This is a genomic window from Microbispora sp. CL1-1 (genome assembly GCF_012034195.1).
In the GTDB taxonomy this organism is placed as follows: Bacteria; Actinomycetota; Actinomycetes; order Streptosporangiales; family Streptosporangiaceae; genus Microbispora.
Map to the genome: position 1 here is coordinate 43844 of NZ_JAATEK010000004.1, position 16320 is coordinate 60163.

A 16320-nucleotide genomic window follows, 5' to 3' on the forward strand; every position below is an offset into this window, starting at 1 on the left:
GCATGGCACACGCGGTGGTGATCGGGGCGGGCATCGGCGGGCTGACGGCGGCCCTTGCACTGGCGCACAAGGGCTGGGAGGTGACGATCCTGGAACGGGCCCCCTCGATCGAGCCGGTGGGCGCGGGGCTGGCGGTCGCACCCAACGCGCTGCGGGCGCTCGACGTGATCGGGGTCGGCGACGAGGTGCGGAAGCTGTCCGCCATCCAGGGGCAGAGCGGCGTCCGGCTGCCGGACGGCCGATGGCTGGCACGGACCATCGCCGAGGACGCCGCCGCCCGATATGGCGACCCCATCGTGCTGCTCACCCGCTCGGCCCTGGTCGGCATCCTCGCCGGACGCCTGCCGCACCGCGCCCTGCGGGTGAACACCCCGGTCGAGTCCGTCGACCCCGCGACCGGCCGCGTCGTCGTGGCCGGAACGGCGGAGGCGTTCGAGGCCGACCTCGTCGTGGCGGCCGACGGGATCCGTTCCCGGATCCGTTCCGCTCTGTTCCCCGGGCATCCCGCACCGGTCTACGCGGGCGTGACGAGCTGGCGGGCGATCGTGCCGCTGCCCGGCGTGACGGGAGCCTCCGAAACCTGGGGACGCGGGCTCATCTTCGGGGTCATGCCGCTCGCGGGTGGCCAGGTGTACTGCTACGCGACCGCGACGGTGCCGCCGGGCCTGCGCGCGGCGGACGAGAGGGACGAGCTGCTCCGGTTGTTCGGCCGCTGGCACGACCCGATCCCGGCACTGCTGGAGGCGGCCGACCCCGCGGCCGTGCTCCGCCACGACATCCACAGCCTCGACGTCCCGCTGCCCGCCCTCCACAGGGGACGGATCGCGCTGCTGGGCGACGCCGCCCATCCCATGACCCCCAACCTCGGGCAGGGAGCCTGCCAGGCCATGGAGGACGCCGTCGTACTCGCCGATCGGGTCTCCCCCGGCGGCGACCCGGCCGCGGGGCCTGCCACGGGACTGCCCGCAGGGTTGTCCGCGGGGTTGGCCGCGGGGTTGTCCGCGGGATTGGCGGCGGGATTGGCCGCTTACAGCCGGGAACGGCTGGCGCGGACGACGCCGATCGTGCGGCGGTCGCGGGCGATCTGCCGGCTCACCCGGTGGCGCAACCCGCTGGCCGTGGCCCTGCGCGACGGCGCGATGCGGGCGGCGGGCTGGTTGGGGCCCAACGTCGCGCTGCGTCAGGGCGACGAGATCTTCGCCTGGACGCCCTGAGGTCGCGGAGACCGGCCACCCAAGAAACCGGTGGACCAAGGAGACAGGCCGCCCAGGAAACCGGCCGCCCAGGAGACCGGCCGCCCGGGAGACCGGCGGCCGGGCGGTCAGGCGGCCTCGGACGCGACCACCGGGTCGCCGACCCTGTCCGGCTCGGCCGGTGCGGCGACGGGCTTGGAATGGTCGGGAGTGAGACGGCCGAGCGTGATCGTCCCGGCGATCAGCAGCCCGGCCGCGAGCAGCGCGGGGATCGCCTTGCTCATTTCCGTGGGCAGCGACTCGCCCAGCAGCACCGCTCCGGCGGTCACCGAGGTGATGGGGTCGACGACCTGGACCCCCGCGTAGGCGATGCCGAAGTAGCCCACGGCGTACGACTTCTGGAGCAGCACCACGGCGCAGACCAGCAGCACCGGGATGGCCAGGGTGAACCAGTGGAGCAGGTGACCGAGGTCTCCTTGGAGCCCTCCGCCGACGACCCGCACGAAGGTGGACACGGTGGCGGTGACCGCTCCCGCGCCGACCGCCATCAGCAGCGCCTTGGCCGGGCCCTTGAGCCGGCGGGCCACGGTGAACGCGACGGCGACCACCAGGGCGACGCAGCCGATCAGCTCCAGGGCGTGCGCGTCGGACAGGACCGGCGTCACGTTGTGCGCCGGGACCAGCAGCATCAGCCCGAGCAGGCCGACCGCCACCGCGATCGACCCGGCGATCTCGGCCCGGCGCGGGCGTCTGCCGTGCAGCGTCGCGGCGAGCGGCACCGCGAAGACGAGGGTCGCCACGCTCACGGGCTGGACGACGACCAGCGGAGCGACGCTGAGCGCCACCGCGTGCAGGGACGCCCCGGCGAAACCGATGACCCCGCCGATCCACCAGCGGGGCCTTCTGACGAGGGCGAGGGTCGCCCCCTCGCTCACCGCTTCGAACTGCTGCAGCGCCGCGCCCAGGGCGTATCCCAGCGCGCCGACGAGGGCGATCACCACTCCCACCCAGGTCATACGCGCCCGCCGGTGTGTCGAGAAATCACTACGCAAGCTTAGTGGGACGCGGCACGCGCCTCAGGATCCCGCGACACAAGTGGGGCTTTACGGGCACCCCACCGAGCATCCGTTGACCGCCACGCCCTCGCCGACGTGCCCGGGGCCGGGTGACGGCGGACCGACCGCTCACCGCCGCCGCGTCGTCACATCGATCCCAGGACGGCCCGAGCTCAGCCGGCGCCCAGCCCGGCCGGCAGCAGGACCGCCGCAGCGGGCGAGTCCCGAGGTCACCTACACTGTGCCTGCTTCAGGACCTCTCGGGGCACACGCAGAAAAGGTGGCCCTCCGGGTCGGCGAGCACCACCCAGTCACCCGGCTGGAACTCCGGCTTGGTCGCTCCGAGAGCGATGTACTCCTCCACCGCCTTGGCGACGTCGGGCACCCGGAAGTCGAGATGGAACTGCTTGTCCGGCCCGGGCCAGGAGGGTGCCTTCCGGTCGGGCACGCGCTGGAAGAAGATGCTCGTCGCGCCGTCGCCGATCCCGGCGTACTCGTCCTCGGCGTACTGCACGGGGAATCCGGTGATCTGCGAGTAGAACTCGGCGAGCTTCTTCGGCTCGGCGCAGTCGAGGGTCACGGCGATGAGCTTCGCTTTCGTTGTCATGGCCCTCATCCTGTCGCGTATACCTGTCAGGGAGTGTCAGGTAGCCGGGCCGCGGAATTCGGCACCAGTAGTGGGACCATGAACCGGGCATGTGGAACCAGTCCGGCAAGCGAGTCGTTGGAGCGGATGTGGCACGGGTAGGCGAATGGATCAGGCGGTTTCTGGACAAACCAGGAAGCGTCGATCTGGCCCCCTTCCAGCGGATCGTGGCCGAGGCGGGCGAGCTGGAGAGCGAGGTCGCCCGGCGCGCCGACCTTCGCCCCGCCACCGCCGATCCCGGCTGGGTCGGCTCCGCCGACTTCTGCGCGGTGATGCGCGAGGCCGCCCGCCGGTCGCTCGGCCAGCGGCCGTACGACGTGCAGCTCGTGGGCATGCTCGCCATGCTCGACGGCCATGTCGTGCAGATGGCCACCGGCGAGGGCAAGACGCTCGTCGGCGCGCTGACGGCGGCCGGGTTCGCGCTGCGTGGCGTCCGGGTCCACGCGGTCTCGGTCAACGACTACCTCGCCGGCCGCGACGCCGAGTGGATGGGCCCGCTCTACGAGACGCTCGGCCTCACGGCCGGGTGGATCGCCGAGACCTCCTCTCCCGAGGAGCGCAGGGCGGCCTACGCCTGCGACGTCACGTACGGCGCCGTCAGCGAGCTGGGGTTCGACGTGCTGCGCGACCGCCTGCGCACCGACCCGGCCGAGCTGGTCGTGCCCGCCCCCGAGGTCGCCCTGGTCGACGAGGCCGACTCGGTGCTGGTGGACGAGGCCCGCGTGCCGCTCGTGCTGGCCGGCGCGGCCGACCCCGGCACGGCGCTGCCCGAGATGGCGGCGCTCGTACGGCGGCTGTCGCGCGGCTACCACTACACGATCGACGAGGAGGGGCGCAGCGTCTTCCTCACCCCCAAGGGCACCGACACGGTCGAGAAGGCCCTCGGGATCGATCTCTACGAGCATCCCGGCGTCGTGACGCAGGTCAACCTCGCCCTGCACGCCCACGCGCTGCTGACCAGGGACGTCGACTACATCGTGAGGGACGGCCGGGTCCACCTGATCAACACCTCGCGCGGCCGGGTCGCGGTGCTGCAGCGCTGGCCGGACGGGCTGCAGGCGGCCGTCGAGGCCAAGGAGCACCTGCCGGCGTCGGAGACGGGCGAGATCCTCGACTCGCTCACCGTGCAGAGCCTCATCCGCCGCTACCCGCGCGTGTGCGGCATGACCGGCACCGCCATCGCCGTCGCCGAGCAGCTGCGCGAGTTCTACGACCTCAGGGTCGCGGTCATCCCGCCCAACAAGCCGTGCGTACGGGTGGACGAGCCCGACCGGATCTTCGCCACGCTGGAGGACAAGGAGCGGGCGCTGCTGGAGGAGATCGAGACCCGGCACGCCACCGGGCAGCCGATCCTCGTCGGCACGCTCGACGTCGCCGAGTCCGAGCGCCTGGCCGAGGCGCTGAAGGCCAAGGGGCTGGACGCGGCCGTGCTCAACGCGAAGAACGACGCCGAGGAGGCGCAGATCATCGCGAAGGCCGGCCGGCGCGACGCGATCACGGTCTCCACGCAGATGGCCGGGCGCGGCACCGACATCCGGCTCGGCGCGGGCGACCCGGACGAGGAGCGGGAGGTCGCCGCGCTCGGCGGGCTCTACGTCATCGGCACCGGCAGACACGAGAGCAGCAGGCTGGACGACCAGTTGCGGGGCCGCGCCGGACGGCAGGGCGATCCCGGCGGCTCGGTGTTCTTCGTCAGCGGGGAGGACACGCTCCTCACCGCGTACGCGCCGGACCAGGCGCTGCCCGCGGCCGGTCGCGACGGCCTGGTGCGGGACCCGAACGCCGCCGCCCTGGTGGCGCACGCCCAGCGCGTGGCGGAGGGCGTCAACCTGGAGATCCACCGCAACACCTGGCGCTACACGCGGCTGCAGGAGCGCCAGCGGGCGGAGGTGCTGGAGCGGCGCGACCGCGTCCTGTACGGCGACACCGGGGCGCGGGCCCTGGAGCAGGCCCGCCCGGAGCGCTACCGCGAGCTGTGCGAGGCGGCGGGCGAGGAGGCGGTCGAGCGGGCGGCCCGGCAGATCGTGCTGTATCACCTCGACCGCTGCTGGACCGAGCACCTCGGCTTCCTCGCCGACCTCCGCGAGGGCATCCACCTGCGGGCCCTCGGGCGATTGAACCCGCTCGACGAGTTCAACCGCGAGGCCGTTCCGGCCTACCGGGAGATGCTCGACGAGGTCGAGCGGCGGTCCACGGAGACCTTCGAGAAGGCCGACGTCACCCGGGACCTCGCGGAGCAGGGTCTCAAGCGGCCCACGGCCACCTGGACCTATCTGGTGCAGGACAATCCGTTCGGCTCGGAGTGGGACCGCGTGCTCAAGCGCGTGGCCGGAGCGCTCAAGCGCCGCAAGCGGTGAACGCCCGCGGGCCGGGGCCCGCGGCGCACCCCGTTCCTACCGCTTGCGGTGGCGGCCCGGGTGGTGCGCGGCGGCGTGGGCGGGACGGCTCAGCACGGCCTTGGCGCCCACGGCGACGAGCGCGCACACCACGATCGCGACCGAGAAGGCGGGAACGGCCTCATCCGCCTGCCCGTCCACGGCCGACGCCGGGATGAACGCCGGGGAGGCCATCCCCCCGCCGTACCTCGCCCCCTTCACGGTCTCCGTGACCGTCTTCGTGACGGGCTTCGAGGCGACCTGCTGGAGGGTTGCCGGAGTGGTCCCGGCGTTCGCCGCCGCCCCGCCGGAGAGCGGGAACATCTGGGCTGCGGCGGCCTCGGCCTGCGTGCCCGGCGAGTCGGCCGCGGGAGGCGGAGCCGACGGCGCGGATGGTGCGGGCGGGGCGGGCGGCGCGGCCGCGGCAGGCGCGGCGGATTCGGCGGGCGCGTCCGGCACGGCAGGCGCCGACGAGGACGAGGCCACGGGGGCCGGGCTCTCCTTGACCCCGGGCGCGGGAGCGGAGTCCTGCGCGGCCTGCGCGTCCTGCGTCGCGGAGGGGGCGGGAGCCGCGGTGGGGCAGGGCGGCGGGGGCTTCGGGTGGTCCTTGACCCCGTACGCGCCCGACGAGAACGGCCTGGGCGCGCCGGTCTTGCCGAGGCCGTCGCCCCACTCGGTGATCACGTACGTCACGGGGATGTGGCCGAGCCCGCCCGCGTCGTCGACGGTGTACGAGCCGGTGTCCCAGGTGCCGCCGGTCAGGTCGGCGAACGTCTTGCCGTCGAGGTCGAGCATGACCCCGCTGCTTGAGGGAATGCCGGGGCCGCGGTCGCCGATGAAGAAGTCGGCCTTCTTCCCCTGGTAGATCACGTAGCCCTTGGTTCCCATCGGCCAGCTGGGGCTGGCGGCCAGGCCCTTCTGCATCGGCTCGCCCGACGCGGGGGCGCCGGTGTCGCCGTTGACGCCCGACCCGTCGTCCCAGAAGTACGACGCGGTCGTCTTGCCGACGTACAGGACGGTCTTGCCTCCGGCGGTCGGGCAGCCGACCGGGGGAACGGCGGGCCTGGCGCCCGCGTCGGCGGCGGTGTACGAGGAGCCCGCCTCAGGGGCGAGGTGGGCGGGGGCGTCCTGCCGATGCTGGGGCACGGTGGCCGCGTGGTGCGTCTCGCCCTTCGCCAGGCTTGCCTGGTCCCGCAGGGCGTTCATGGGGTCCGCGTAGCTGGAAATGGGGGATCTCCTGACTGGTCACGGCTGGGTAACCGGACACTAAGCCAAGAACACCCCAAATCTCGACATCTCGGACGAAAATTTTACTTTCTGGACTAACTGCCCATCAGGTGGCAAAGTCGGATGTGACGCGCCCCCCTCCCCCGGGGGGCCGCGAGGAAGGAGGGCACGCCGTGTATCGGGATCAGGACGACAGCAGGCGAGCCCGCAGCCCGGCTCCGAAGCCTGTCGGAGTGCCGTTGTAGTCGCTGATCAGGGACGGCCCGGTGGAGCAGTCCCAGGTGTTCCAGGTCCAGCCCAGATAGGACGCACCCTTCGCGTCGAACCAGTTCATGACCTGGTCGATGAAGCCGTGCGAGCAGGTGTTCTCACCGATCTCCCCCGCCACCAGCGGGACCTGGGCGGCCACCGGAGCGAGCTGACCGTCCCAGCACGAGGTGCTCACGCAGGAGTTGAAGTTGTACACGTGCCACGCGGCGGCCAGGTTGCCCTGCGGGTCCGTGGGCTTGTACTGCAGCCATTGGGACAGGTCGTTGGAGTAGGCCAGGCCGCCGAGCATGATGATGTTGGTCGCGCCGGTGGCCCGCACCGCGTTCACCAGCGACTGGAAGCCCGCCACCTGGTAGGGGATGCCGGAGCAGGTGCCGCCGTCGCGCCAGCAGGCCCACCCGGAGGAGGCGCTGCCGGTCGCACGCTCCGGATAGGGCTCGTTGAACAGGTCGAACACGACCTCGTCACGCCCCTTGAACGCGTTCGCCACCCCCGTCCAGAACTGCGGGGCGTACTGCGCGTCCGGCATCGGCTTCTGGCAGGAGGCGTGGACGTCGGAGCAGCCCGAGGAGTTGCCGGTGTACTGCCCGTAGTTCCAGTGCATCTCGACGATCGGGGTGATGCCCTTGGCGACCAGCCGGTCGACGTACGACTTGACCTCGTTCTGGTAGGCGGCGCCGCCGTACGCGGACGGGATGTTGCTCAGGCCGAGCCAGCACTCCTCGTTCAGCGGGACGCGGACCGCCCGGACGTTCCACGCCTTCATCGCGTCGATCGCCGCGTTGTCGACCGGGCCGTCCCAGATGCCGCGGGCCTGCACGCACATGAACTCGCCGCCCGACCGGTTGACGCCCAGCAGCCGGTACGGCGTGCCGGTCGCGGCGTTCACGATCCTGTTGCCCGACACCTTCAGCTTCGGCGCCGCTCCCGTGGAGGGGCTGGGCGACGTCGACGGCGAGGGCGACGGGGACGGGGACGGGCTCGGCGGGCGCGAGGGCGACGGCGAGGGCGACGGCGAGGGGGAGGGCGACGGCGAGGGGGAGGGCGGCGCGGACGGCGACAGCGACGGTGAGGGCGAGGGCGACTGCGGGGTTCCGTTGCAGGCGACGCCGTTGATCTTGAAGTCGGTCGGCGCCGGGTTGCTCCCGGACCAGGATCCGTTGAATCCGATGCTCGCCGAGCCGCCGGTGGGCAGGGACCTGTTCCAGTCCATGGCCCTCGCGGTCACCTTGCCGCCGGACTGGGTCCAGTCGGCCGACCAGCCCTGGGTGACCCTCTGGCCGCTGTCGGGGAACGTGAACGTGAGCGTCCAGTCGCTCAGGGCGTCGCCCAGGTTCTGGATGCTCAGGTTGGCGGACATGCCGCCCGGCCACTGATTGGCCGTGTAGGTGACCTCGCACGCCACGGCGGCCTGGGCCGCCGGCGGGTTGCCGAAGGTGAGTCCGCCTGCGGCCAGCAGCCCCAGTGCGGTGAGGATCGCGCCTCTCCGTCGCATGCTCCGTCCTTCCATAGAAGAGCGGCCATAGAAGACCGGAGCGAAGCGTCGTTAACTTGACCGGTTAAGTCAACAACGTGGCCCGCGTCACCTCGCCGAGCTGGGCGTATCCGCCGCGAACAGGTGAAATTTTCAGTCCGGCTCCGGCCCGGCGCCTCGTCCGGGGCGAACCGCCAGTCAGGACGCCCCCGCGGCGCTCGACTCCCTGACGAAGTGCCCGCGGCAATGAGGACAGCAGAAGCCGTAGGTCCGCCCGTCGCGCTCCAGGATGACCGCCTCGTCCAGCGGCAGCGTGGCGCCGCAGACCGGGTCGACGACCATGCCGTCCGGCGCGTCCGTGGCGGGCCCGGTCTTCGAGTCCTCGATCAGCGCGAGGAAGTCCGAGGAGCGCCACACCCGCCCGCGCAGGCCGTAGCCGCCCTCCGGGAGGCTGATCACGTTCACCACGACGTTCGGCTCGGGGCGGCCCTCCGCCTCCGCGAGTTCGGCGGTTATCCGGGAGACGAGGTGCTCGCTCATCTCCTTGCCCCACAGCCCGACGATGACGTTCACCACATAACAAGGGGCCCGAGAGCCGTCGAGCGGGCTGTCGAGCGCGGTTCCGCCCGCGACCCAGACCTCCTCCTCGCGGACCACCACATGGGAGAGCGAGTCGAGCAGATCCATCACGCCGGGGTCCGCGGCCGCCGTCGTGCCGTCCCCGGCCGACAGCAGACGCCGCGCGGTGAGCCGCCCGGCGAGCACCCGGCGCTCCCAGTCGTCGAACATGCCCTTGGGCACCAGCAACTCGACAAACAACATCGTCGCTCCATCCTTCCCGAGAGGGGTCTCTCGGTGGACAGCCTGCCGCGACGAGTCCTCCGCGTCGTCGCCCCGGGGAGGGCTCTTCCCGCTACCGCGCCGGGCGCAGCGGGCGGACGCGCTTACGCCGTACGGAGTAGCCCGGCCGCCTTCGTGCCTGGTCGCCTTGATGCCCGGCCGCCTTCACGCCTGGTCGCCTTCACGCCTGGTCGCCCGAAGCTCCGGGCTATGCCTGGTCGCCGCGCAGGACGGCGGCCGGGATCGGGATGGCCGGGAAGGGGTTGTCCGGCAGCAGGATCAGCCGGCGCGGCGTGGCGGCGCGCTCCGTGGCGTCCAGGTGCAGCAGGGCGGTGCCGATGCCCGCGGCTCCCACCATGTAACCGGTGTCGGCCGTGACCTCTCCGGGCCGCAGCCGCCGATATGCCTGATACCAGCGGAAACCGGCCTCGTCGCCCGCGGTCGCGCGCCCGATCAGGTCGATCGCGAGCGTGCGCGCGAAGCCGAGGTACGGCTCGTGCCCCGTGGCGGCGTACAGGCCGACGAAACACTCGATCAGCCCGGCGGTGCCGCAGCACAGGCAGGCGACGTCCCAGTGCCCCGGGGGCCGGGCCCCGGGCACGCCGCTCTGCATGATCCCGTGCGCGAGCCGCTCCACCCAGTCGAGATCGCCCGGGTCTCCGGTGACCCGGTGCAGCTCGTAGAACATGCGGGCCACCCCGGCGGAGCCGGAGCAGAAGCCGAGGTAGTGGAGCCGCCGCCCCTGCGGGATGTGGTGCGGCACGAGCGCGCATCTGTCGGTGACCACGCTGACCGCGCGGACGAATCCTGCCCCCCTCCGGGCCGCCTCGAGGAAGCGCTCGTCGCGGGTCACGCCGTACAGGCGGGCGAGCAGGAAAGCGGTGCCCGCCGTGCCGGACAGGAACCCGGGCGTGACGGCGTCCACGGGCAGGTCGGGGATGGCGTCGCCGCCGAAGCGGTGCCCCGGGACGGCGAGCGCCGCGATGCGGTGCCCCGCCTCGATCGCCACCTCCTCGTAGGCCGGGACGCCGAGGATGCCGGCCGCGTGCAGCAGCGCGAGCACGATCCCGCCGTCGCCGCGCTGCGCCGGGTCACCGGTCCAGCCGATGCCGTCGCCGAGCGGGCGGGCGTCGCGGACGAGGCGGTCGGCGGCGGCGCGGGCCGCCCCGAAGACCTCCTCGTCGCCCGTCGCCCACCCCGTCTCCGCCATGGCGAAGACCAGACCGGCGAGCCCGTGGTAGAAGGTCGGGTCGCGCTGCTCCGGCCAGGTGACGGCCAGCCTGCGGGCGCCCGCGAGCGCGTCCTCCAGGTAGGCCTCGTGACCGGTGGCGGCGGCGAGTTCGAGGAAGAACAGCACGACGCCGGCCGCGCCGGCGTAGAGAGACGAGGCGTCACCGGCTCCGGCCGACCGCCCCCGGGGATCGGGGTTGGCCCGCCAGCGCCGTCCGAGGTCGTCGTCCACCGCCGCCGACCGCACCCAGCGCGCGGCCGTGACGGCGGCGGTGACCGGTGTCTCGCGGGGCCAGGCGCTCATCACCCCAGTCTCCCACAAAGCTGGTAGGAAATTAAGGCTTACATGCTTCTATTGGGAAGCCTACGGGCAGTCGCGCACCGATCACACCGTCCGCGCGGGAACGTCCGGGTGACGTGCCTCGGGGACCGGGGCCGGTGACGGCGCCGGCCGGAGTCCCAGCAGCGTCCTGGCGTGGGCGATCGCGGCCGGCGTGTCCGGGAAGACGAGCCCGTCGCGGCGGAGGTGGCCTGCCACTCCCAGGCCGTCGAGCACCTCGTCGTGGCCGGGCCGGATGCCCGACAGCAGCACGGTGATGCCCCTCCCCTCCAGCCGGGTGATCGCGTCGCCGAGGACGCCCGCGCCGGTGGCGTCGATCGTGGACACGCGCGACATCCGCAGGATGACCACCCGCACGTCGGCGACCTCCGACAGCTCCAGCAGGAAGCGGTGGGCCGCGCCGAAGAACAGCGGGCCGTCGAACCGGTAGGCCACGATGTGCTCGGCGAGCAGGCGCCGTTCCTCGTCGCTGTGGTCGCCGGTCTCCAGCGGGACCTGCTCGATCTGCGCGCTGCGCGCGACGGCCCGCAGCGCGAGCACGATCGCGACGCCGACGCCGACCGCGACCGCGGTGACGAGGTCGAAGGCGACGGTGACGGCGAAGGTGAGGATCATCACCGCGGCGTCGCCCCGGGTGGAGCGGGCGATGGCGCGCAGCGAGCCGACCTCGACCATGCGGACCGTCGTGGCCAGCAGCACGCCGGCCAGCGCGGCCAGCGGGATCCGCCCGACGAGGCCGCTCGCGCCGAACACGATGACGGCCAGCACGACGGCGTGCGTGAGGGAGGCCAGGCGCGAGCGCGCGCCCGAGCGGACGTTGACCGCCGTACGGGCGATCGCGGCGGTGGCGGGGATGCCGCCGAAGAGCGGGGAGACGATGTTCGCCAGGCCCTGCCCGAACAGCTCGCGGTCGGGGTCGTGCCGCTCCCCCACGCTCATGCCGTCGGCGACGGAGGCGCACAGCAGGCTTTCCAGCGCGCCGAGGGCGGCCACGGCGAGGGCCGCGGGGAGCAGCGAGGTGACGGAGCCCAGGTCGAGGAAGCTCACCGTCGGCGCGGGCAGCCCGGCCGGCAGGGTTCCGATGCGGGCGACGTCAAGCCCGGTGAGCTCGGCCACGATCGTGGCGGCCACGACCGTGAGGAACGAGAACGGCACCGCGGGCCGCCACCGCGCGCCCAGCAGCATGATCGCGGCGACCACGAGCGCCATCACGATCGGCGCCGGGTGCGGGGTGCGCACGAAGTTCGCCACCGCGTCGCCGGCCGCCTGCCACACGCGTTCGCCCTCGCCGGTCACGCCGAGCGCGGCGGGCACCTGCTGGAGCGCGATGACGACGGCGATGCCCGCCGTGAAGCCCTCGATGACGGGGGTCGGCATGTAGCGGGCGTACCTGCCGACCCTGGCCAGCGCCAGGACGACGAGCACGATCCCGGCGAGCAGGCCGACCGCGAGCACCCCGCCCGGGCCGTGGCTGTGCACGATCGGCACGAGGACGACGGTCATGGCCCCCGTGGGGCCCGACACCTGGAGGTTGCTGCCGCCGAAGACGGCGGCGACCGCGCCCGCGACGACGGCGGTCGCGAGGCCGGCCTGCGCGCCAAGCCCGGAGCCGACCCCGAAGGCCAGCGCGAGTGGCAGGGCCACCACCGCCACCGTGAGCCCGGCGATCAGGTCCCGGCCGGGACTGCGGCGGGCCGGTCGCCAGTCGGCGGGCGAGGGCAGCAGGCCCACGACCCGGTCGTACAACTGCTTGGCCGTGCTGGTCACTCGGCCGCCTCCGCCTGGAGCTCGGCCAGCAGCTCACCCTGGCCGGTGATCATGTCGGTGAGGATCCGCCGGGCCGCCGCGAGCAGGTCCACGATGTCGGGGGTGGCGAGGGAGTAGACCACCGAGCCGCCCTCCCTGACCGCGCCGACCAGGCCGGTACGGCGCAGCACGGCGAGCTGCTGGGACAGGTTCGACGCCTCCACCTCGATCTCGGCGAGCAGTTCGCGGACCGGGCGGGGGCCGTCCCGCAGCAGTTCGAGCACGCGGATGCGCACCGGATGTCCCAGGGTGCGGAAGAAGTCGGCCTTGGCCTGATAAAGCGGAACGGGCATTGGGCTCACTCGGTCTCCCCCGCCGTCTCCACGCTGATGCCGTGGTCGGCGGCCAGACGATTCAGGTTGTCCAGACGGCCCGAGGCGACCTGGACACCGTGCTCGTCGCCGTTCTCCCGCGCCCGCCGCAGGTCCTCGCGCGCCTCCGCGAGCCGGGCACGCAACTCCGCCGTGAACTCCTGCATGTGGTCCTCTCCTCCGTCGGCGGAGTTAAGCATATGCAATATGAAGAATTCTTCAATTCAACAGCCCCGCACCCCGAGGGGCCGGTGCCCGGCTCAGGCGGGATGCGGCGCGAAGGAGCGAAGGTCGCGCCGCAGCGGGTGGCCCGCGGGCACCTCGACCAGCACGATCGGCATGCCGTCGGGATCCTCGATCCACATCTCCACCAGCCCCCACGGCTCAAGCCGGGGCGGCCGGGACACCCGCACCCCCGCCTCCACCAGCCGGTCGTGCTCCTTCTGGACGTCGCGCACCTGCAACCAGAGCGTCGCGTTCTCCCGCACCGCGCCGGAGGCACGCGCGGAGACCTCCAGGAGCCCCTGCCCCAGGAAGAACACCACCCCGGGGTCCTCGGCCGGCCCGAACTCCCGGTTCACGGCCAGGCCCAGGACGTCGCGGTAGAAGCGGCGGCTCTCGGCCCGGTCGGCCGATCGCACGAGTATGCGGCTGCTCAGCACTTCCATGTGACGTGCGTGCCCATCCGGGGCATGCGGTTAAAGGATGAATTGCGGCAAACGACGGCCAAGGCTTCCCGGGCACTTCGTCCCTCCGTCGTACGACGGAGGTCCGTGCCGCCGCGGAGCCGGGAACGGCAGAGTGGTCGCCGACGCCCTTGAGGATCATTGTGGAGGTCCGAATGACCGAAGACACGGCTCCCGCCGGCCTGCCGCGCCTGGACAAGCTCGACCGCGAGGAGTGCCTGCGGCTGATCTCTCCGGGCGGCGTGGGCAGGGTGGCCTTCAACAACCCGACCGGGCCCGTGATCCTGCCGGTCAACTACACGATCGAGCAGGGCTCCGTCCTGTTCCGCACCGCTCTCGGCGGGCCGATGGACGCCGACCTGCGTACGGGGATCGAGGGGGCCGACTTCATGGTGGCCTTCGAGGTGGACCACATCGACGAGAGCACCCGCGAGGGCTGGAGCGTGCTCGTGCGCGGCGGGGCCCACCACATCACGGGCGACGTGAACAAGGACGCCGTGGAATCGTGGGCGGGCGGCGAACGCCCGCTCTACATCCGGATCTCGCCCAACGAGATCACCGGCCGGCGCATCACGCACGCGTGATGGACGCCTGGGTCGTGGCCCGGCCGGGGCCCGTCGCGACTCGGCCGCTGGAGCGCACGGTGCTGCCGGACCCCGTGCCCGGGCCGGGGGAGCTGCTCATCCGCGTCGAGGCGTGCGCGGTCTGCCGCACCGACCTGCACCTCGCCGAGGGCGATCTCCCCCCGAGGCGTCCGCGTACGGTTCCCGGGCACGAGGTCGTGGGACGCGTGGCCGGGCTCGGCCCGGACACGCAGGGGCCGCCGGTCGGCGCCCGCGTGGGCGTGGCCTGGCTGCGCTCGACCTGCGGGCGGTGCCGCTACTGCCGGCGCGGCGCGGAGAACCTGTGCCCCGAGTCCACCTACACGGGCTGGGACGCCGACGGCGGATACGCGGAGCTGCTGACCGCCCCCGCGGCGTACGTCTATCCGCTGCCCGAGGACGTCCCGGCCGAGACGCTCGCCCCGCTGCTGTGCGCGGGGATCATCGGCTATCGCGCGCTGGTCCGCGCCGACCTGCCTCCGGGCGGGCGGCTCGGCGTCTACGGGTTCGGCGCCTCGGCCCATCTGACCGCGCAGATCGCGATCGCCGAGGGCGCGACCGTGCACGTGATGACGAGGTCGGCGGCGGCCAGGGAGCTCGCGCTGCGGCTGGGCGCGGCCTCCGCGGCGGGCAGCGCCGACCCGCCGCCCGAGCCTCTGGACGCGGCCATCCTGTTCGCCCCGGTGGGCGATCTCGTGCCGGTCGCGCTGGCCGCGCTCGACCGGGGCGGCACGCTCGCGGTGGCGGGGATCCACCTCACCGACATCCCGGTGCTGAACTACCAGCGCCACCTGTTCCAGGAGCGGACGCTGCGCAGCGTGACGGCCAACACCCGCGACGACGGGCGGGAGTTCCTGCGGCTGGCGTCCCTCCACCACCCGCGGGTCACGACGACGCCCTATCCCTTCGCCGCCGCCGACCGGGCGCTGGCCGACCTGGCCGCCGACCGCGTGGAGGGGGCGGCGGTCCTGCTCATGGACGGGTGACAGCCAGGGGTGACGCTTATGGACGGGGCGCGGACGGCACCGGCTCCAGGCGGAACAGGCCGCCCTTCACGTACGTGGGGTCGCCGACCGGCCGCGCCGTCCTCCCGGCCAGCGCCATCAGCACGTCGGTGGTGGTGACCAGGCCCCGCAGGACGTCGTCCGGGCCCAGCACGGGGACCGCGCAGCAGTCGGCGTCGGCCATCAGCGCGGCGACCTCGGGCAGCGGGGCGTCCGGGGCGACCCGGGGACAGCGCCGCCCCTGCAGGAGCGTGCGCACCGCCGTCCGGGACTGCTCGGCGGGGCCGCCCGACCAGTGCGCGGCGACGTCCTCCCGCCCGAGCACGCCGACGAGCCGGAAGCAGGCGTCCACGACCGGGAGGTGGTGGACGCCTGCCCGCCACATGAGCTCCCAGGCCATCAGCGGCGACTCCTCCGGCTCCACCGTGACGAGCGTCCGGGTCATCACGTCGGACGCGGTCATCGTCTCGACGCTCATCGGTCCTTCCCGCCCTCCGGGGTCCACCGGGGCGCGCCCGCGGGGACTGCCCGGTCCGCGTCGTCCGTCTCGTAGGTGATGGAGGAGTCGACGTCCACCACGCCGTCCACCTGCCAGACCTCATCGATCAGGGCGCGGACCTGGCGACGCCGCGCCACGCTGCCGGCGAGGTGGACGATCCCGTCCTCGACCCGTACGGAACACTGCGGGGAGTAGCGCGACACCACCGCGATGACGTCGTCGCGGAGGTCCTCCGCGGGCCGGCAGAACGCCCTGATCAGGTCCGACTGTTTGACCAGTCCGGTGATGCGGCCGGTCTCGCCGTCCACGACCGGCAGCTCCTTGATCCTGTTGCGGCGCATCAGGCAGGCCGCCCGCCGCAGCGTGGTGTCCTCGGTGACCGTGATCGCGGGGCTGGTCATGATCTGGGCGGCGGTGCGGCCGCTCGCCTTCCTGCGCTCCCTGCACCGGGACGGCCCCTCGATGATCAGGTCGCCGGGTCGCCGGTCGAGGCTCTTGAGCAGCAGGTCGCTGTCGCTCACCATGCCGATGACGCGCCGGTCCCCGTCCACGACGGGGACCGCCCCCACATGGAAGCGGCACATCGCGGTGACCACGTCGGCGAACGAGGCCGTCGCCTCGACGGCGACGACGAACCGGTTCATGACGTCGCTCACGGTCATCGGCATGGCGGGCCTCCCTCGTCTCCCCCAGCCTTCGCCACGACCGGCCGCGGGGCGACCGGCGAACGTCCCCCTCCCGTGGGACCTATGTCCTCAGGGG

The 16320-nt window shown here is 73.0% G+C and carries 16 protein-coding genes; 4 read left to right on the forward strand and 12 right to left on the reverse strand.

Features of this window, described 5'->3' with window-relative positions; translation table 11 throughout:
• The first annotated feature begins 2 nt into the window (after positions 1-2).
• The gene (locus tag HCK04_RS06205) at positions 3-1214 is read left to right on the forward strand and encodes an FAD-dependent monooxygenase (protein ID WP_142645922.1); all 1212 of its coding nucleotides are present in this window, start codon (positions 3-5) and stop codon (positions 1212-1214) included.
• A 107-nt stretch (positions 1215-1321) separates the two neighbouring features.
• Here HCK04_RS06205 and HCK04_RS06210 read toward each other — a convergent pair whose 3' ends face one another.
• On the reverse strand, positions 1322-2209 hold the full coding sequence (locus HCK04_RS06210; RefSeq protein WP_142645923.1) for a DMT family transporter: 888 nt from the start codon (positions 2207-2209) through the stop codon (positions 1322-1324).
• 289 nt (positions 2210-2498) lie between these two features.
• Positions 2499-2855 carry a VOC family protein gene (locus HCK04_RS06215; protein WP_142645924.1) on the reverse strand — a complete coding sequence of 119 codons (357 nt, stop codon included), beginning with the start codon at positions 2853-2855 and terminating at the stop codon, positions 2499-2501.
• 128 nt (positions 2856-2983) lie between these two features.
• Here HCK04_RS06215 and secA2 point away from each other — a divergent pair, with 128 nt between their 5' ends.
• A complete protein-coding gene (secA2, locus tag HCK04_RS06220) occupies positions 2984-5251 on the forward strand; it encodes an accessory Sec system translocase SecA2 (RefSeq protein WP_260617137.1) in 2268 nt (755 codons plus the stop codon).
• A 36-nt stretch (positions 5252-5287) separates the two neighbouring features.
• On the opposite strand, the gene HCK04_RS42030 is transcribed toward secA2, so the two are convergent.
• The 8 genes from HCK04_RS42030 to HCK04_RS06260 form a co-directional block, all read right to left on the reverse strand.
• Positions 5288-6475 carry a hypothetical protein gene (locus HCK04_RS42030; protein ID WP_240971072.1) on the reverse strand — a complete coding sequence of 396 codons (1188 nt, stop codon included), beginning with the start codon at positions 6473-6475 and terminating at the stop codon, positions 5288-5290.
• Positions 6476-6680: 205 nt separating this feature from the next.
• Positions 6681-8261, reverse strand: coding sequence for a cellulose binding domain-containing protein (locus HCK04_RS06230; RefSeq protein ID WP_142645926.1), 1581 nt, complete (start codon positions 8259-8261; stop codon positions 6681-6683).
• Between the two features lie 177 nt (positions 8262-8438).
• The gene (locus HCK04_RS06235) at positions 8439-9062 is read right to left on the reverse strand and encodes a YHS domain protein (RefSeq protein ID WP_142645927.1); all 624 of its coding nucleotides are present in this window, start codon (positions 9060-9062) and stop codon (positions 8439-8441) included.
• A gap of 226 nt (positions 9063-9288) precedes the next feature.
• On the reverse strand, positions 9289-10614 hold the full coding sequence (locus tag HCK04_RS06240) for a lanthionine synthetase LanC family protein (protein ID WP_142645928.1): 1326 nt from the start codon (positions 10612-10614) through the stop codon (positions 9289-9291).
• 81 nt (positions 10615-10695) lie between these two features.
• Positions 10696-12417, reverse strand: coding sequence for a SulP family inorganic anion transporter (locus HCK04_RS06245; RefSeq protein ID WP_260617138.1), 1722 nt, complete (start codon positions 12415-12417; stop codon positions 10696-10698).
• Entirely contained in the window at positions 12414-12749 is a 336-nt protein-coding gene (locus tag HCK04_RS06250) for a metalloregulator ArsR/SmtB family transcription factor (protein WP_142645929.1), read from the reverse strand. The genes HCK04_RS06245 and HCK04_RS06250 overlap by 4 nt, the downstream gene beginning before the upstream one ends.
• Positions 12750-12754: 5 nt before the next feature.
• Positions 12755-12934 carry a hypothetical protein gene (locus tag HCK04_RS06255; protein ID WP_142645930.1) on the reverse strand — a complete coding sequence of 60 codons (180 nt, stop codon included), beginning with the start codon at positions 12932-12934 and terminating at the stop codon, positions 12755-12757.
• Positions 12935-13027: 93 nt separating this feature from the next.
• On the reverse strand, positions 13028-13435 hold the full coding sequence (locus tag HCK04_RS06260) for a VOC family protein (RefSeq protein WP_142645931.1): 408 nt from the start codon (positions 13433-13435) through the stop codon (positions 13028-13030).
• Positions 13436-13608: 173 nt separating this feature from the next.
• Here HCK04_RS06260 and HCK04_RS06265 point away from each other — a divergent pair, with 173 nt between their 5' ends.
• Positions 13609-14037 carry a pyridoxamine 5'-phosphate oxidase family protein gene (locus tag HCK04_RS06265; protein WP_142645932.1) on the forward strand — a complete coding sequence of 143 codons (429 nt, stop codon included), beginning with the start codon at positions 13609-13611 and terminating at the stop codon, positions 14035-14037.
• Complete coding sequence (locus tag HCK04_RS06270) at positions 14037-15041, forward strand: zinc-binding alcohol dehydrogenase family protein (protein ID WP_142645933.1); 1005 nt, start codon at positions 14037-14039, stop codon at positions 15039-15041. The genes HCK04_RS06265 and HCK04_RS06270 overlap by 1 nt, the downstream gene beginning before the upstream one ends.
• A 16-nt stretch (positions 15042-15057) precedes the next feature.
• On the opposite strand, the gene HCK04_RS06275 is transcribed toward HCK04_RS06270, so the two are convergent.
• Together HCK04_RS06275 and HCK04_RS06280 are read right to left on the reverse strand one after the other, a co-directional pair.
• A complete protein-coding gene (locus HCK04_RS06275; RefSeq protein ID WP_142645934.1) occupies positions 15058-15537 on the reverse strand; it encodes a CBS domain-containing protein in 480 nt (159 codons plus the stop codon).
• Positions 15534-16226, reverse strand: coding sequence for a CBS domain-containing protein (locus tag HCK04_RS06280; RefSeq protein WP_142645935.1), 693 nt, complete (start codon positions 16224-16226; stop codon positions 15534-15536). The genes HCK04_RS06275 and HCK04_RS06280 overlap by 4 nt, the downstream gene beginning before the upstream one ends.
• Positions 16227-16320 lie beyond the last annotated feature (94 nt).

What these genes read in the sequence shown, in the direction of transcription:
- HCK04_RS06205 (WP_142645922.1), top strand. Translation starts at nt 3, where the DNA reads ATGGCACACGCGGTGGTGATCGGGGCGGGCATCGGCGGGCTGACGGCG.
- HCK04_RS06210 (WP_142645923.1), bottom strand. Translation starts at nt 2,209, where the DNA reads ATGACCTGGGTGGGAGTGGTGATCGCCCTCGTCGGCGCGCTGGGATAC.
- HCK04_RS06215 (WP_142645924.1), bottom strand. Translation starts at nt 2,855, where the DNA reads ATGACAACGAAAGCGAAGCTCATCGCCGTGACCCTCGACTGCGCCGAG.
- HCK04_RS42030 (WP_240971072.1), bottom strand. Translation starts at nt 6,475, where the DNA reads ATGAACGCCCTGCGGGACCAGGCAAGCCTGGCGAAGGGCGAGACGCAC.
- HCK04_RS06230 (WP_142645926.1), bottom strand. Translation starts at nt 8,261, where the DNA reads ATGCGACGGAGAGGCGCGATCCTCACCGCACTGGGGCTGCTGGCCGCA.
- HCK04_RS06235 (WP_142645927.1), bottom strand. Translation starts at nt 9,062, where the DNA reads ATGTTGTTTGTCGAGTTGCTGGTGCCCAAGGGCATGTTCGACGACTGG.
- HCK04_RS06240 (WP_142645928.1), bottom strand. Translation starts at nt 10,614, where the DNA reads ATGAGCGCCTGGCCCCGCGAGACACCGGTCACCGCCGCCGTCACGGCC.
- HCK04_RS06250 (WP_142645929.1), bottom strand. Translation starts at nt 12,749, where the DNA reads ATGCCCGTTCCGCTTTATCAGGCCAAGGCCGACTTCTTCCGCACCCTG.
- HCK04_RS06255 (WP_142645930.1), bottom strand. Translation starts at nt 12,934, where the DNA reads ATGCAGGAGTTCACGGCGGAGTTGCGTGCCCGGCTCGCGGAGGCGCGC.
- HCK04_RS06260 (WP_142645931.1), bottom strand. Translation starts at nt 13,435, where the DNA reads ATGGAAGTGCTGAGCAGCCGCATACTCGTGCGATCGGCCGACCGGGCC.
- HCK04_RS06265 (WP_142645932.1), top strand. Translation starts at nt 13,609, where the DNA reads ATGACCGAAGACACGGCTCCCGCCGGCCTGCCGCGCCTGGACAAGCTC.
- HCK04_RS06270 (WP_142645933.1), top strand. Translation starts at nt 14,037, where the DNA reads ATGGACGCCTGGGTCGTGGCCCGGCCGGGGCCCGTCGCGACTCGGCCG.
- HCK04_RS06275 (WP_142645934.1), bottom strand. Translation starts at nt 15,537, where the DNA reads ATGAGCGTCGAGACGATGACCGCGTCCGACGTGATGACCCGGACGCTC.
- HCK04_RS06280 (WP_142645935.1), bottom strand. Translation starts at nt 16,226, where the DNA reads ATGCCGATGACCGTGAGCGACGTCATGAACCGGTTCGTCGTCGCCGTC.